At 70.7% G+C, this 16,184-nt stretch carries 12 protein-coding genes; 11 read left to right on the forward strand and 1 reads right to left on the reverse strand.

What is annotated here, in order from left to right; all coding sequences use genetic code 11:
• Positions 1–28 precede the first annotated feature (28 nt).
• Positions 29–247, reverse strand: a complete 219-nt coding sequence (locus tag ACZ4TG_RS24375) for a hypothetical protein (RefSeq protein WP_468166252.1) — start codon at positions 245–247, stop codon at positions 29–31.
• Positions 248–453: 206 nt separating this feature from the next.
• On the opposite strand from ACZ4TG_RS24375, the gene ACZ4TG_RS24380 reads away from it, so the two are divergent.
• From ACZ4TG_RS24380 to ACZ4TG_RS24430, 11 genes are all read left to right on the forward strand, one after another.
• Complete coding sequence (locus tag ACZ4TG_RS24380) at positions 454–1,506, forward strand: ParB/RepB/Spo0J family partition protein (protein WP_468166254.1); 1,053 nt, start codon at positions 454–456, stop codon at positions 1,504–1,506.
• 116 nt (positions 1,507–1,622) lie between these two features.
• The gene (locus ACZ4TG_RS24385) at positions 1,623–2,225 is read left to right on the forward strand and encodes a hypothetical protein (RefSeq protein ID WP_468166256.1); all 603 of its coding nucleotides are present in this window, start codon (positions 1,623–1,625) and stop codon (positions 2,223–2,225) included.
• Positions 2,226–2,511: 286 nt separating this feature from the next.
• Complete coding sequence (locus ACZ4TG_RS24390) at positions 2,512–3,531, forward strand: 3-oxoacyl-ACP synthase III family protein (protein WP_468166258.1); 1,020 nt, start codon at positions 2,512–2,514, stop codon at positions 3,529–3,531.
• A 3-nt stretch (positions 3,532–3,534) separates the two neighbouring features.
• Complete coding sequence (locus ACZ4TG_RS24395; protein ID WP_468166260.1) at positions 3,535–3,768, forward strand: hypothetical protein; 234 nt, start codon at positions 3,535–3,537, stop codon at positions 3,766–3,768.
• Positions 3,769–3,778: 10 nt separating this feature from the next.
• Entirely contained in the window at positions 3,779–4,408 is a 630-nt protein-coding gene (locus tag ACZ4TG_RS24400) for a GNAT family N-acetyltransferase (protein ID WP_468166262.1), read from the forward strand.
• The gene (locus ACZ4TG_RS24405) at positions 4,408–5,166 is read left to right on the forward strand and encodes an SDR family NAD(P)-dependent oxidoreductase (RefSeq protein ID WP_468166264.1); all 759 of its coding nucleotides are present in this window, start codon (positions 4,408–4,410) and stop codon (positions 5,164–5,166) included. The genes ACZ4TG_RS24400 and ACZ4TG_RS24405 overlap by 1 nt, the downstream gene beginning before the upstream one ends.
• Complete coding sequence (locus ACZ4TG_RS24410) at positions 5,163–6,074, forward strand: hypothetical protein (protein WP_468166266.1); 912 nt, start codon at positions 5,163–5,165, stop codon at positions 6,072–6,074. The genes ACZ4TG_RS24405 and ACZ4TG_RS24410 overlap by 4 nt, the downstream gene beginning before the upstream one ends.
• The gene (locus ACZ4TG_RS24415; RefSeq protein WP_468166268.1) at positions 6,064–7,005 is read left to right on the forward strand and encodes a hypothetical protein; all 942 of its coding nucleotides are present in this window, start codon (positions 6,064–6,066) and stop codon (positions 7,003–7,005) included. The genes ACZ4TG_RS24410 and ACZ4TG_RS24415 overlap by 11 nt, the downstream gene beginning before the upstream one ends.
• A complete protein-coding gene (locus tag ACZ4TG_RS24420; protein ID WP_468166270.1) occupies positions 6,989–8,134 on the forward strand; it encodes a glycine amidinotransferase in 1,146 nt (381 codons plus the stop codon). The genes ACZ4TG_RS24415 and ACZ4TG_RS24420 overlap by 17 nt, the downstream gene beginning before the upstream one ends.
• 50 nt (positions 8,135–8,184) lie before the next feature.
• Entirely contained in the window at positions 8,185–15,453 is a 7,269-nt protein-coding gene (locus tag ACZ4TG_RS24425) for a type I polyketide synthase (RefSeq protein ID WP_468166272.1), read from the forward strand.
• Positions 15,450–16,172 carry a thioesterase II family protein gene (locus tag ACZ4TG_RS24430; protein WP_468166274.1) on the forward strand — a complete coding sequence of 241 codons (723 nt, stop codon included), beginning with the start codon at positions 15,450–15,452 and terminating at the stop codon, positions 16,170–16,172. Before ACZ4TG_RS24425 ends, ACZ4TG_RS24430 begins: the two co-directional genes overlap by 4 nt.
• Positions 16,173–16,184: the final 12 nt, after the last annotated feature.

Genomic DNA, 16,184 nt, shown 5'->3' on the forward strand with positions numbered 1-16,184 from the left:
TACTTGGCGGACACCCCCTCGTACGACGTCACCGGGTCCAGGGCAGGTCGCCGAGGTCAGGGGGTGTGTCGGTCTCGTCCGTAGGCCCCTCGGCGCCGTGCTCCGAGGCGCCGACGGACGGGGCCGGCGCCGCCAGGGAGAGGGAGGCCCCCGACCCGGCCGGGTACGCCGTCGTGATTCCCAGCCCCACCGTCAGAGCCGCGGCAGCGGCAAGGGACCAGGCGGTCAGTTTTTCGGGCATGCGCACGGAGCTCTCCTCATGTTTCTCGCACAACTGCCGCCGATCCTAAGCGGAGCGCGATTTCCTGGAGGTTCTGCTTTTGTTCTCACGCCCCACGCGACGGAAAAGGGTGGGAAACACCCGGTCGTTACGCTGCCCGCAGATGGTTGGTTTTAGGACGTCCGCGGGCGGGACCGCTCCGCCGGCGGACGTCTCCGTCACATGGGGGAATCATGCAAGACGACCTGGCCGTGCTGGAGCAGCGACTTGAGAAGTGTCCGGTAAAAGACGTTCCCATCGACGCGCTGAAGCTCGCGGATTCTCCGCGGGTCGTCGGCGAGGACGACGCCCACATCCGCGCGCTCGCCGAATCGGAAGAGGAGTTCCCGCCGATCGTCGTGGACGCCGACACGATGAAGGTGATAGACGGGGCTCACCGCGTACGGGCCGCCGCCCTGCGCGGCTGGCGGGAGATCCGCGCCCGCCTCTGCTCGACGGCCGGGGAGGAAGCGTTCGTCCTCTCCGTGCTGCTGAACTCCCGTCACGGACTTCCGCTCACGACGGCCGACCGCAGGGCCGCGGCGACACGGATCATGGCCGGCTGCCCGCAGTGGTCCGACCGGCGGATCGCCCGCCTCGCCGGCCTGTCTCCCGCCACCGTCGCGGGACTGCGCGGCCGTTCGACCGTCCGGAATGAACAGTCGGACACCCGTGTCGGCGCGGACGGCCGCACCCGGCCCGTCAGCGGGGCCGCGGGCCGGCTCCAGGCACGCGAACTCATGCTCAGCAGGCCCGAACTGTCCTTGCGGGAGGTCGCCAAGGCAGCCGGCATCTCCCCGTCGACCGCAGCCGATGTGCGCGCCCGCCTCAAGGCGGGCGACGACCCGCTGCCGCCGCGCCAGCGCCGGAGCGCGCCCGCTCCCCGCCGGATCGGCAGCGCCGACGCCGATGCCCCCGCGCCCGCACCGCACCCCGGACCACACGCCGCACCGCACGCGTCACCGCACCCCGCGCCGCGCGAACGGGCGGTGCTGCTGCAACGGCTGCGCAGCGACCCCTCGCTCCGGTTCAACGAGAGCGGGCGCAGCCTGCTGCGCTGGCTCAGCCAGCACCCCGCCCACTCCGCCGACCTGGAGACGATCGCCGAGCACGTTCCCGCGCACTGCGCCTCGGCGGCGGCAGCGCTGATCCGGGCGAACCTCGCGGTCTGGGCCGAGTACGCGGAGGAACTCCAGCGCCGGGCGGATTCGACCGCCGGCTCCGGCGGCGTGCTGTGTGTGAGTTGAGTTTGCCGATCGTTGACCTCCCATCCGAACTGCCATAAGTTCACAACCAATTCGGGAGGCGCCGCAGAGAGGCGCAAGGGAAACTGTCGGGGGGCGAAGTGAGTCATCAAAAAGAAGTGGACGTCGAGTTCATTCCGGTGCTCACCGAAATGGACGAGAGACTTCTTGACGAAGCGCTCTCCCAGGTGTTCTCCTACGTTTCGACGGACGGACCGGTATGGCGGACCGCCGCACAGCGCCAGCGCATCGTGCGGGACGAGCGGAAATCCCACCTCGTGGTCCGGAATTCCGGCCGCACCGTGGGAGCGATCAGCTGGTGGGCAGGCCAGACCCCTGGTTTCTTCCAGCTGAGCGTCTCCTCCAGTGACGACCGGGAATGGACGGTCCAGCTGGTGGACGACTCCCTGCGGGAGGCGGTTTCCCTGCTGACCCGCTCGTCCGAGGTGAAGCGTGTCGAACTCCTCGTTCCCACCTATAGTGAAGTTCTCGTCGAATACCTCACGGAACGCGATTACTTCGAGGTGGAAGGCGTTCTCCGGAATCGCTTCTTCATCGACGGGGAGTACTGGCCGGCGGTCATCTGCTGTGCGTACCTCCCGGCATTCCCCGCTCGTGACCGAAGGCAGCCCGGCGACCGCCAGGAACTGCTCGCCGCGCTGCGGAAAAAGACGCTGGAGGATCTGACCAGCGCACACGACGGTACGTCGTGGAGCGCGTGAACCCGGATTCTCGCGTCACCCCCATGAACCATCGCCGGTAACGGCGGTGTTCCCACCCGTGTCTAGCTTTCGAGAGGAGGAAAAACCATGGACCTCACCAATGTGATCGACCTTCAGGGCACCGAGATCATCGCCGACGGCGTTGAGATGCCCGTCAGCACCAACAGCGACGGCTGCTGAATCGGTGGTGCGGGCCGGCTGCCCGAAGAGGATCGCTCTCGGGCAGCCGGCCCGCCGGCCTCCCCGCGCCATTCCATCCGGTCAACCAAAGTGAGAGGGGACCACTGTGCCGACGTGGGAACTCGCCCCGGTCAGCCTGCGGAGCGTGGGTCTGGCCCTGCCCGAGAGGGTGGTTTCGAACGCCGAACTCTGCGAGAAGCTGGACACCACTCCGGAGTGGATCGAGGAAAAGACCGGAATTCGCGAGCGCCGCTTCCTCGCCGCCGACGAGACCGTGACGAATCTGGCGGTCCAGGCCGCGGAGAAAGCCGTGCGGCTCGCGGGAATCGAAGCGCGCGACATCGACGTGCTCATCGTCACGAGCAGCTCGCCCGAGTGGATCGTCCCGTCCCTGGGGGTCATCGTCGCGGAGCGGCTCGGGATCGAGACGCCCCGCATCCTGGATCTGGCCCAGCACGCCTGCGCCTCGATCGTCTACGCCCTGCACACCGCCTCCTGCATGCTGCAGGAGCCGGGTCTGCGGAACGCCCTGGTGGTGTGCGCCGAAGGCGCCTCCCGGCTTCCCGATCCGCTCGACCGCACCGTGAGCATCTTCTTCGGTGACGCGGCGGGCGCCACGGTGCTGAGCAGGACGCAAGGCCCGGGCGGTCTTCTCGCCTACGACCTGGGCAACGCCTATTCGCCGGCCGTCGCGCTGGCGGGGCCGAGCCTGCTGAACCACGCGCGCAACACACCGGGCCACGAGGCGGTCGACCCCTACTTGCAGATGGACGGCCGCGTGGTGTGGCAGGAAGCCACCACCCGCCTGCCCAAGTCCGTCAGCGAGACGCTCGCGGCCGCCGGTGTCGAGGCGTCCGAGGTCAACGGGTTCGCCCTCCACCAGGCCAACGTCCGGCTCCTGCGCTACATCGCCCGCACCATGGGCGTGGCCCCCGAGAAGGTGCCCATCACCGCCGACGTCCTCGGCAACACCGGTGCGGCATCGGCGATGACCGCACTGTGGCGCCTCGCGGCCGACGGGCGGGCCAAGGCCGGCGACGTGATCGTCCTCGGAGCCATCGGAGCCGGGTTCCTGTGGGGCTCGATGTGCTTCCAACTGCCGAACGACATCAAAACGGAGGAGTGACCCGTGGACGAACTGCGCAAGGTGTTCTTGGAACTGTTCGCGGACAGGTTCGACGGCGAGTTTCCGGACGACGAGGCCGTCGTCTTCGGCTCGGGCAACAAGTACGGTCTGGAATCGATGGACACCATGCGGTTCGCCTCGGCTCTCCTGCAGCCCTTCGGCGACAAGGTGTACGACCTCAAGGTCGAGAACTTCACCACGCTGCGGGGTATCCACGAGCAGCTCCAGAACGGATAGCGACCGGCTTGTGAAGGGTCTGCTCTGCCACATCCTGCCCGTCTCGGAGGAATCTCTCGGAGCCGTGGCCAAATGGCTCAGCGCAACGGAATGCGAGACCCTGTTGCGCGGGACGTCGAGCCGGCTGGTCCGTGAGTCCCAGTACGCCTCCCTGGAGAACGAACACAATCGCGCGGCCCTGATCGCGGACTCCCACGGCAACGTCATCGGCCTGGCGCACTTCTGGCGGCTGAGCGAAGGGGTCTACGAGCTCGGGGGCGCCGTCGGGGACGCGAAACTGTGGCGCTCCGGTATCGGCCTGGAGGCGGCTCTGCTCCTGATCGACTACCTCTTCGAGGTCCTGAACTGCCAGCGCGTGCAGTTCACGACGGGAGTCCACAACGAAGCCACGGTGAAGCTGGGGCTGGCCGACGACATGTCGTTCGAAGCGGTCTGCCGGGACTATCTCCAGACGCCCGACGGCACCGTCCCGGCGCTGATGTCTTCGCTCACCCGGGCGGAGTTCTACCAGCCCTATCCCCACTACCAGCCCCGTGTGGGGCGGCGCACCGACAGACAACGTCTGACGGTGCTCAACAAGAAACTGGCACAACGCATCGACATGAGCGCGATCGCGGGTCATCTGGGCGGAGGGCAGTGATGAGCGGAACCCACACGCCGGGCTACCGGAACGTCCTGGTCATCGGCGGCACCGGCGGCCTGGGCCAGGCGGTGGCCCTTGAGTTCGCGCGGCACGCGAAAACGGTTCACCTGACCTACCACGGCCGTCGGGCCGCGGCGCAGGAGACCGCGGCGGCGATCACCGAACGCGGCGGTACGGCCGAGATCCACCAGCTCACCCTGCCCGACCCGGACCCCAAGGGCCCGTCCATCCGCAAGCTGCTCATGCAGGTCACCCCCTGCGACGTCGTCGTGAACTGCGCCGTGGCCGGCCAGGCGGCCGTGGCCACAGTGTCCAATGCCGAGACGTTCAAGTCGATCATCGACGCCAACGTCTTCGGGGCCTACCAGGTCAACTCGATCAGCGCGCAGACCATGGCGGGCACCGGCGGCGGCAGCGTCGTCAACATCTCGTCGGTCATCACCAGGCGCTACATCGTGGGCGCGGTGGGGTACGTCGCCGGCAAGGCGGCGCTGGAGGCGATGACGCGCGGCTTCGCACGCGAGTGGGGTGCCGCGGGCGTGCGCTTCAACACGGTCTCCCCGGGCCCGATCCGGGACACCCAGCTGCTGGACATGGTTCCCGCACGCGTGCTGGACGGCATGACGGCCCCCGGCTCCGAGGAACAGGCGGTGCCGGCGCAACAGGTGGCCTCGGTGATCCGGCTCGTCGCCGGCGCCGATTTCGCGGCCATGAACGGTGAAGTAGTCGTCGTCGACGGAGGATTCTCGCTGTGAGCAGGACCGGGGCATACATCTTTCCCTCCCAGGTGCACGTGGACGACGAGCTCCGCCGACGCGGTCTGTCGAAGTCGATGGACGTCCTGCTGGACCTGGCGAGCGACACCCTGGCGATGGACTTCAGGTCCATCCTGAAGAACGGCACCGAGGAGGAGGTCAACGACCCCCGCTTCCGGCGTCCGCTGATCAACATCATGGGAGTCGCCGGCTGGCAGCAGGACCTGCACACCCGGGACGTCCAGCCGGTCTGCGTGGCCGGGATGAGCCTGGGATACCTCTCGGCCGCCGCGGCCCTCGGCTGGGTGTCCCTGGAGGACATGGTGCGCATGTCCAACCTCATGGCCGCCATCGAGACCGAGGTCTTCGCGGAGACGGACTACGTCAGCGTCTTCTTCTACAACTGTGACCCCGGCAGGGTGTTCGAAGAGCTGCGCGCCCAGGGCCTGGACTCCCTGCTGCACCTCGCCGCCAAGGTGTCGAGCAACCAGTTCCTCGGAGCCTGCCGCCTGTCGGACCTCGACGCCATGAAGCCCGCGCTGATGAAGGCCGGCGCCTTCTACCGGGCGATTCCCCACAGCTTCCCCGGGCACTGCGCCCTGATGGAGACCGTACAGAAGCGTTTCGCCGACGAATGGGAGTTCCACGCCCCCTACGGCAACACCTCCCTCCCGCTGGTCAGCATCAACGACTGCCGCCCGTACACCAGCGGTGAGACGATCTGGAAGCACATGATCGACCAGTTCACCACGGTCCTCGACTGGCGCGGGATCATCGGCTACCTGGCAGGCCTCCAGCTGGACACCTATGTCGTACTGGAGCCCTCGGCCTTCGTGGTCAAGTCGATGACCCTCGATCCGGAGTGCGCACTGGCTCCCGTCACGGGCGGCGTCACCGGTGACCTCTGACCGAGCGCTCGTCGTACCGGGGCTGCTCCCGCTGACCGAGGCCGAGCTCACGGCGATCCTGCGCGTACAGGACGAACACCTGCGACGGGCCGCGCGGATCTGCCGGTTCGACCCGGCCGGGGTCGACCCGGCCCAGGGCAGTTCCGGGCTGCTCTCCACGGTGCACGAGGCGCTGCTGGCCGTCGGCCTCATCAGGCGGCTGGCGGACGAACCCGCCGGCTGGCGGGCGTACGGCGGGCTCAGCGCCGGCTGTCTGACCGCCCTGCTCTTCGCCGGTGTGATCACCGAGGAGACCTGCTTCCGGCTGATCCGGGAGACCAACACCCGCCAGATCGAGGCCAACGCGGCCCGCCGGAGCGGAACGTTTCTCTCCGTGCTGCCCTCGTCGGAGGGCGACGCCTACCGCCTCGTCGACGTGCTGCGCGCATTCGACCCGCAGCCGTGGCTCTCCGTCGACCTCGGGGCCGGCGTGATCGCCATCAGCATCACCGGCAGCGACACCGAAGCGGTGCGACGCGTCCTGACCAGGCTCGGCGTCGCCGTCCTGGACGTGCTCGACCGGGCCGAACACTGCCCCTACGCCGCCCCCGGCCGGGCCGCCTTCCAGGACATGCTGGCCGACGTCGAGTTCCTGCCCGCGACCGCGGCCGTCATCTCCCCGTGCACCGGCAAGCGGGTGGACGACACCCCGCAGGCGTACCGGGACATGCTGACGGAGCAGTGGTTCGACACGGCGAGCCTGCCCCTGCTGATCGACGGCCTGTGCGCCGTGGACGAGGTCGCCGCCGTCGATCTGGCCGGGCCGGCCAAGTCGTTCCTGGTGACCCGGGTGCGCGAGCTGCTCGACGGCCGGGCCGGTCACCGGCACCTGGCCGCCCCGAACCCCGTCGCCGACCGAAACAGAAGGAAAGCTCATGCGGACAGTCGCTGATACCCCCGTGGTCAACGCGTGGAACGAGTGGGACACCCTGCGCGAAATGGTCGTCGGCACCGCGGCCGGCGCGGCCTTCGAACCGACCGAGCCCGGCAACAGGCCGCAGATCCGCGGCCGGGCCGGAGCGCCCTTCCCGACCGGCCCCAAGCCGGCCGAGGCCGTGGCCCGCGCCGAGGAGGAACTCGACGGCCTGGCCGCCCTCCTGGAGGCCCAGGGGGTGACGGTCCGCCGCCCCACGGTGCCCGACTTCTCCCAGCCGCTGCGGACGCCCCACTTCGAGGTCGAGAACCAGTACTGCGCGGTGTGCCCGCGGGACGTGATGATCACGCTCGGCAACGAGATCGTCGAGGCGACCATGTCCCGCCGGGCCCGCTACTTCGAGTACGAGCCGTACCGCAAGCTCGTGTACGAGTACTGGGAGGCGGACCCCCGCGTGTCGTGGACCGTCGCCCCCAAGCCGACCATGGGCGACGGCATGTACCGGGAGGACTTCTGGGCATGGCCGCTCGAAGAGCGCCACGCCCGGATGCACGCCTCGGAGTTCTGCATCACCCAGGACGAGATCGTCTTCGACGCCGCGGACATGAGCCGGCTGGGGCGCGACATCCTGGTGCAGGAGTCCATGACCACCAACCGCGCCGGAATCCGCTGGCTGAAGCGGACCCTGGAGCCCAAGGGGTTCCGGGTCCACCCGGTCCACTTCCCGCTGGACTACTTCCCCTCCCACATCGACTGCACCTTCGTCCCGCTGCGGCCCGGGCTGATCCTGACGAACCCGGACCGGCCCCTTCGCGACGACGAGCTGCCGATGTTCGTCAGGAACGGCTGGAAGCTGATCGAGGCTCCCGAGCCGATGCTGTCCAACGACGAGATGCCCGACTACTGCCAGTCGTCCAAGTGGCTCTCCATGAACGTGCTGAGCCTCTCCCCGGACAAGGTCGTCTGCGAGGAGCAGGAGAAGCCCCTGCAGGACCTCCTGTCCAGCCTCGGCTTCGAGGTCCTCACGGTCCCCTTCCGCAATGTCTTCGAGTACGGCGGCTCCCTGCACTGCGCCACCTGGGACATCCGCCGGGACGGAGCCAAGGAGGACTACTTCCCCTCCGTCTCGTACCAGCCGGTGGGCTGAGGACGGCCGGGCGTACGGACCAGGGCGCGAGCCGAACACGAAGAGGAACGATGCCGAACCAGCTTTCCGAGGATCCGGCGACCGGAGTGCACCACCTGGTCGCCCGGCACGGCCGGGGCCCGCACGCCGACACCACCGCCGTGGTCCACGGCGCCCGCGAGGTCAGCTACCGCCGGCTCGACGAGATGACGGCGCGGGTGGCCGCCGCGGTGCGGCACGCGGGCGTCCGTCACGGCGACTTCGTCGGGGTACGCATGGCACGCGGCCCCGAGGCCGTGGCGGCCATGCTCGGCATCATGCGGGCGGGCGCGGCCTACGTACCGATCGATCCGGCCGATCCGGCCGAGCGGACCCGCCACGTGATCGACACGGCCGGCATCTCCCTGGTCGTCACCGACCGCACGGCCCTGCCGTCCGGCCCGTCCACCGCGGTCCTCGCCCTCGACGAGGACTGCCGGCCGCTGCCGGGCGCGCCGGTGCAGGCCGCGGCCGGCACGTCCGACGAGCCCGGACCGCACGACACCGGAGCGGACGACACCGGACCGCACGACACCGGACCGCACGACACCGCAGCGGACATCCCCGACGCCCCCGCGTACGCGATCTTCACCTCCGGCTCGACCGGGGTGCCCAAGGGCGCCGTGATGACCCATGCCGCGCTGCTCAACCTCCTGCACTGGCACGACCGCACCCGTCCGGGCAGCTGCCGCATGCGCACCGCCCAACTCTGCGCCGTGAGCTTCGACTTCTCCTTCCACGAGATCTTCTCCACCCTCTGCTTCGGCGGCACGCTCGTCGTCGCCGACGACGAGGTGCGGCGCAACCCGTTCGCCCTCGTCGCATTCCTCCGCGAAGAGCGCATCGAGCGCCTCTTCCTGCCCGTCACGCTGCTGGAACACCTCGCACGGGCGGCCGCGGAGACACCGGAAGGGCTCCACCTGCGCGAGGTCGTCACGACCGGCGAGCAGCTGCGGATCGGCCCCCACATCCGAGGATTCTTCTCCCGCACGGGCGCGCGCCTGCACAACCACTACGGTGCGACGGAGTTCCAGGACGCCACCTCCCACACGCTGGACGGCGATCCCGGCAACTGGCCCGCGACCGCCCCGATCGGGCGGCCCATCGACGGAGTACGGGTCCACATCCTCGACCAGGACCTTCTGGAGGTGCCCGAGGGCGCGGAGGGCGAACTCTGCGTCGCGGGCGCGGGGGTGTCCGCGGGCTACCTCGGCAGGCCCGAGCTGACCGCCCGGAAGTTCGTGGACGATCCGTTCGGTGACGGCCGGCTCTACCGGACCGGGGACCTGGGCCGTCGCCTGCCGGACGGCACGATCGAACACCTCGGCCGGATCGACACGCAGGTCAAGGCCCATGGCGTACGCGTCGAGACGGGCGAGATCGAGACGCTGCTGCTGGAACACCCCGGTGTGCGGGCCGCGGTGGCCGTCGCCCACGAGATCGACGGCCACCGCCGCCTCGTCGCCCACATCGTCCCCGGCCCCTCCCTCGAACCCGAGGGCGCCGCACGCGTGCTGCACGCGTACCTCGTCACGAAGCTGCCCCCGCTCATGCTCCCCGAGGCGTACAGCCTGCTGCCCGAGCTGCCCCTGACCACGAGCGGCAAGACCGACCGCGCCCGGCTGCTGCCGCCCGCCACCTTCGAGCGGCTGTCGCCCCGGGCGACGGCCGCGGCCCGCACCGCCACCGAGCGGCTCCTCGCCGATGTGTGGCGCGCCGTGCTGCGCCTCGACGAGGTGTCCGCCGACGACCGGTTCTTCGACCTCGGCGGCACGTCCCTGATGCTGGTCGAGGTACGGGCGGAACTCGTCCGCAGGCTGGGCCGCGACGTATCGATGACCGACCTGCTGCGCCATCCGACGATCAGGGCCTACGCGGCCCACCTCGACCGGGGCGGCCGGGCGCCGGACGAGGGCGCGCCGCGCACCACCCCCGCCCCCCGGCGCCGGCGCCCGCGCGGCGGCGGCGGCTCCGAGGACATCGCGATCATCGGGATGGCGGGCCGCTTCCCCGGCGCCCCGGACATCGAGACCTTCTGGAACAACCTCCTCCAGGGCGTGGAGTCGGCGGGCAGACTGCCGGGTACCGGCGAGGGCCAGCGCGACCGCGGCATCGCCACGCACCCGGACTTCGTTCCGGCGGGCGCGGTGCTGGCGGACATCGACCGGTTCGACGCCTCGTTCTTCGGCATCGGAACCAGGGAGGCCGAACTCCTCGACCCGCAGCAGCGGCTCTTCCTGGAGTGCGCCTGGGAGGCACTGGAGCACGCGGGGCACGCTCCCGGCGACGACCGGGACGGGCGCGTCGGGGTCTTCGCCGGCGCCGGCATGAGCACGTACCTGCTCAACAACCTGATCCCGCACTTCGGCTACGGACCTGCCAAGGCCCTGACCGAGTCCGACCTGGAACAGTTCCAGCTCCAGCTCGGCAACGACGGCGGCTACCTCGCCACCAGGGTGTCGTACGCCCTCGACCTGCGCGGTCCGAGCGTGGGGGTCCAGACGGCGTGCTCGACCTCCCTGGTCGCCGTCCACCTGGCCTGCCGGAGCCTGCTGGAAGGGGACAGCGACCTCGCGCTGGCCGGCGGGGTGCACATCGTGGTGCCGCAGGAGGCCGGCTACCTCTACGAAGAGGGCATGATCATGTCCGCCGACGGCCGTACCAGGGCCTTCGACGCCGACGGGACCGGAACCCTCTTCGGCAACGGCTGCGGCATCGTCGTACTGAAACGGCTCGACGAGGCGGTCGAGGACGACGACCGGATCATCGCCGTGGTCAAGGGCTCGGCCATCAACAACGACGGCGCCGAGAAGGCCAGCTTCACCGCCCCGAGTCCGGCGCGCCAGGCCGAGGTCGTCCGGGAGGCGCTGGAGGCCGCCGGAGTCGACCCCCGGGACGTGGGATACGTCGAGGCACACGGCACCGGAACCGTCCTGGGCGACCCGATCGAGCTGACCGCCCTCACCGAGGTGTTCGGATCCGCGGCGGAACGCGGCGACACCTGCGCCATCGGCTCGGTGAAGACCAACGTCGGGCACCTGGACGAGGCAGCCGGAATCGTCGGCCTCATCAAGACGGCGCTGTGCGTCGAGCGCGGCACGCTCGTGCCCAGCCTGCACTTCACCACGCCCAACCCCGAGATCGACTTCGCCCGCTCCCCCTTCCGGGTCAGCACCGGCACCACACCGTGGACCACCGACGGACGTCCCCGCACGGCCGGTGTCACCTCGCTCGGCGTGGGCGGCACCAACGCCCATGTGGTGCTCCAGGAAGCTCCCCCGCGGGCTGCGGCCCATTCGGAGCCCGGCGGGGCCGCCGCGGAGCAGGACGCGCAGGTCCTCGCACTGAGCGCCCGCAGCGAACGGGCCCTGGCCGACCTCACCCGCCGCTATGCCGACTTCCTCGCCGCGGCCCCGGACACCACCCGCTTCGCCGACATCTGCTTCACGGCCGGCGCCGGCCGCCGCCACTTCCCGCACCGCCGCGCCGTGGTCGCCGCGACCGCCCCGGAGGCCCGGGAGAAGCTGCTGGCGGAGCCCGGCGCGGGGACCGCCCCCGCACCCGGCCGGCTCGCGTTCCTCTTCGCCGGCCAGGGTTCCCAGTACGCGGGCATGGGCCGGGAGCTGTACCAGCGGCAGCCCGTGTTCAAAGCCGCCCTGGACCGGTGCGCCGAACTGCTCGGAGCGCGCTTCGGCCTGCCCCTGCTGTCCGTGCTCTTCCCCGCGCCGGATGAGCCGTCCCCCATCGACGAGACCAGCCACGCGCAGCCCGCGCTGTTCGCCTTCGAGTACGCCCTGGCGAAGCTGTGGGAGTCCTGGGGGGTACGCCCCGACGTCATGGTCGGACACAGCCTCGGGGAGTACGTCGCGGCGTGCCTCGCCGGAGTCTTCTCCCTGGAGGACGCGCTGACCCTGGTGCACACCCGCAGCCGGCTCATGCGGGACCGTACCGAGGCGGGAACGATGGTCACGGTCGCCGCCGACGAGGCGACCCTCCTTCCGCTGCTGCGCCCGAACACGTCCATCGCCGCCGTCAACAGCTCCACGTCCACGGTGATCTCCGGCCGCACCGGCGAGATCGAGGAGATCCGCGCCCGGCTGACCGCCCGGGGCATCCGGCACCGCACGCTGGAGATCTCCGTCGCCTGCCACTCGCCCCTGATGCGACCGACCCTCGCCGAGTTCGAGGCCGTCGCCCGGACCGTCACCTACCACCAGCCCCGCGTGGAGATCATCTCCACCGTGACCGGCAAGGACATCGGCCCGGAACTCGCCCACTGGCGCTACTGGGTCGAGCAGACGACCCGCCCCGTGCGCTTCCTCGACGCGGCCTCGACCCTGCGGGGGACCGGTGTCCGCACCCTGCTGGAGATCGCCCCGAAGCCGACACTGCTGCAACTCGTCGAGGAGGTCTTCGACGAGCCCGGTACGGAACTGGTCCCCAGCACGCGGCCGGACCACCAGTGGACCTCGCTCCTCGACGCGGTCCGCCGCCTCTACGAGAGCGGCATCGACCTCGACTGGCACGCTCTCAGCGCGGAGCCGGCCCGGCGACGGCTGCCGCTGCCCACCTATCCGTGGCAGCGCGAGCGGTACTGGATCCCCGCCCCCGGCCCGGCGACGGCGGCCGCCGCCCCGCACACGGCACCGCTGCTGGGACGGCGGCTCGACCTCGCCGACGAGGGCGGCGTCCGCTTCGACTCGGTCGCCGGGGTGGACACCCTGCCGTGGCTGCGCCACCACCGCGTCTTCGACTCCCTGGTGATGCCCGGCGTCGCGTACACGGAGATGGCGTTCGCCGCGGCCCGCGAGGTCTTCGGGCCGGTCCCCGCCGAACTGCGGGACTTCCACATCCACCACGCCATGGCCTTCCCGGACGAGGACGCCCCGCGCCAGACGCAGATCGCCCTCAAGCCGGAGGAAGAGGGGGCCTACGCCTTCGAGGTCCACTCCCGCCCCCTGGCCACGGGTCAGGAACCCCGGCGCGCCCACCACGGCTGGACGCTGCACGCCTCCGGCAGCCTGGCGGCGGCCGCTCCCGGCACCACCCGGTCGTACGGAGCCGCACGGCTGACCGCGGAACGGAACGCACTGGAGGGCCACGAGCTGCGGCCGGAGGAGATCTACCGGCGCGAGCGCGAACGGCAGATCGACCTCGGCCCGCTGTTCCAGGTCACCGAACAGCTCTGGGCGCACGGCCCGAACGCCCTGTCGAAGGTGCGCCTCGGCCCGGAGCTGCGCTCCGAAGCGGCTCGCCACCGGGCCCATCCCGTACTCATCGAGGCGTGCTTCCTCGCGCTGACGGTGACCTACCCGGAGAAGCTGGGCCGCAGAACGTACGTACCCCTCGGAGCGGACCGCATCCGCATCGAGAGCACGGCCGCGGGAACCGAGGCCTGGTGCCACGCACGACTGCGTCCGACCGACGAGGAGGACCCGGAGGTACTGCGCGCCGACATCGACCTGATCGCGCCGGACGGAACCCTGGTCCTGGCCCTGGACGGCGTCCTGCTCAAGCGCGCCGCGCGGGAGACGATGATCCCGGCACGCCGCGAGCGCTGGAGGGAATGGCTCTACTCGACCCACTGGACCCCCACCGCGCTGCCGGAACCGGCCACTGCCGCGGCCCACCGGTGGCTGGTGATCGCCGACGGCCCCCTGGGCGGCGAGGTCGCCGCCATCGCCCGGCTGCACGGAGTCACCTGCGAGGTCGCCGACGGCTACGCGCAGGACGTGGACCTCGCACCGTACGACCTGGTCGCCGTGTGCCGCAGCGGCCACGGGGGCCCGGACGACGCCGGCGCCGAGGCCCTGGCGGAAGGCGGCCGGATGCTCCGCCTCACCCAGCGGCTCGCCATGCTCGACGCGGCCGCGCCCCGGCTCTGCCTGGTCACCAGCGGCGCCCAGCCCGTGGCCGGACGACCCGTCGACTGGCCTGCGGGCGCCGGGCTGTGGGGCCTGGGGCGGGTGACGGCCGGCGAACACCCGGAGCTGTGCATCACCCAGATCGACCTCGATCCCCGCACCGACATCCCGAGCAGGGCCGCCCTGCTGTACGCGGAACTCGCCCTGCTCAGCGGCACGGTCCAGCAGCCCGAGCAGCACCGCGTCGGCTACGAGGGCCACCGCAGGCACGTCGAGGTCCTCGGCCGCACGCAGCCGCCCGGCGCGCCGGGCGCCGCGCTGCCGATCGAGCACCCGGTACGCCCCGACGCCACCTACCTGATCACCGGCGGACTCGGCGGACTCGGTCTGGAGGCGGCACGGATGCTGTGCGACGCCGGAGCGCGCCACCTCGTACTGCTCGGCCGGACCCCTCCGGGGGAGCCCGCGCGCCAGGTGATCGAGCGGCTGCGCGCCGACGGCGCCACGGTGACGGCGTTCACCGTCGACGTCGCGGACCACGACGCGCTGTCGGAGGTGTTCGCGCGGATCGACGCCGATCCGGCGCTTCCCCCGCTGGGCGGGCTGCTGCACCTGGCCGGCGTCCTGGACGACGGGGTCCTGCTGTTGCAGTCACCCGAGCGGTTCGCACGGGTCATGGCGCCCAAGGCCCAGGGGGCCTGGCATCTGCACACCCTGACGGCCGGCCGGCCGCTGGACTTCTTCGTCCTGTTCTCCTCGGCGTCGTCCCTGCTCGGCACACCGGGCCAGGCCACCTACGCGGCGGCGAACGCGTTCCTCGACGGCCTGGCCTCCCACCGGCGCGGCCTGGGACTGCCGGGGCTCGCGATCCAGTGGGGATCGTGGGGGGAGACGGGCATGAGCGCGCGGGCGGGCCTGAACGCCCTTCTCGTCGGCAAGGGCGAGCACGTCATCGCGACTTCCGACGGCCTGGCCGCCCTGCGGCGCCTGCTCCGCGCGGCGGGCCCCGATGCCGGTCCCGATTCCGTCGTCGCCGTACTGCCGGCCGACTGGCACCGGTTCGAGGACCGCAACGCACCCGCGCTGCGCGGCCTCCTGGCCGACATGCCGGGCGGCCGGCGTGCCGAGGCCGAGGCCGGGAAGGGCGTACGGGCCGTACTCGACGGGTCCCCGCCGGAAACCCGCCGGGCCCTGCTGCTCTCCCACGTACGGGACCAGGTGGTGCGCGTACTCGGGGACGGCACCGGCGGTCTGACGGACGAACACGATCTCTTCGCCCACGGCCTGGATTCGCTCAGGGCCATCGAACTGAGAAGTCATATACAGCGGACTCTCGAATGCAAGGTGCCGCCGTCGATCGTGTTCGACAACCCGGCCATCGGCGCCCTTTCGGATCGGCTGTTCGACGTGCTGAGCAGCGGGGGAGGTGTGCGGTGACGAAACTGCTGTGCCTCCATCACGCGGGCGGGAACGCCTCGGTGTTCCGCCCGTGGGCCCGGTACGCGCCGCCAGGACTGGAAGTCGTACCGGTCGCCATTCCGGTGCGTCCGGACTCGGGCCGCAGACTCCACCGCAGCACCGAAGAGCTGATTCCGGCGCTCGCCGCCGAACTGGAGCCGCATACGGGCGATGATTTCGTGTTGTTCGGAAAGAGCATGGGCGGGCTCCTTGCCTATCTCCTCACCCGGCACTTCGAGCAGCACGGCGAGCGGCGGCCCAAAGCCCTGGCGGTTGCCGCGTTCGGCGCCCCGCACATGGCGTGGGGGAGCTTCACGGCCGAGGACGACGAAGACGCGCTGCTGGCCCGCCTCCAGGCCATCGGCGGCCTTCCCGACTGGCTGGTCCGGCATCCCGCCTGGGTCCGGCCCTTTCTCGGCCTGCTGCAGGACGACACGCGCATGTGCGCCGAGTACCGCCACCGACCGCAGGAGCGCCCGCTGTCCGTGCCGGTCAGGGTCTTCGCCGGTGATCGGGATCCGCTCGTCCCCAGGGACGCATTCGCCGGATGGAAGGATCTCGGCGAGGACGTGGACGTGAGTTTCATTCCTGGCGGGCATTACCTGGTATCGCAAGATTTCGGCCTGCTCAGACGGGCGGTTTTCGGCCTCGCTCTGCACGATCCATCTCAGGCATGTAAAATTCCGGCCGTCAACTGACAAGCTGTGCGG

It is taken from the genome of Streptomyces sp. NPDC028314 (genome assembly GCF_055565795.1).

Excerpts from the sequence above, each read along its gene's own strand:
- ACZ4TG_RS24380 (WP_468166254.1), top strand. The coding sequence starts at position 454 with ATGCAAGACGACCTGGCCGTGCTGGAGCAGCGACTTGAGAAGTGTCCG.
- ACZ4TG_RS24405 (WP_468166264.1), top strand. The coding sequence starts at position 4,408 with ATGAGCGGAACCCACACGCCGGGCTACCGGAACGTCCTGGTCATCGGC.
- ACZ4TG_RS24420 (WP_468166270.1), top strand. The coding sequence starts at position 6,989 with ATGCGGACAGTCGCTGATACCCCCGTGGTCAACGCGTGGAACGAGTGG.
- ACZ4TG_RS24425 (WP_468166272.1), top strand. The coding sequence starts at position 8,185 with ATGCCGAACCAGCTTTCCGAGGATCCGGCGACCGGAGTGCACCACCTG.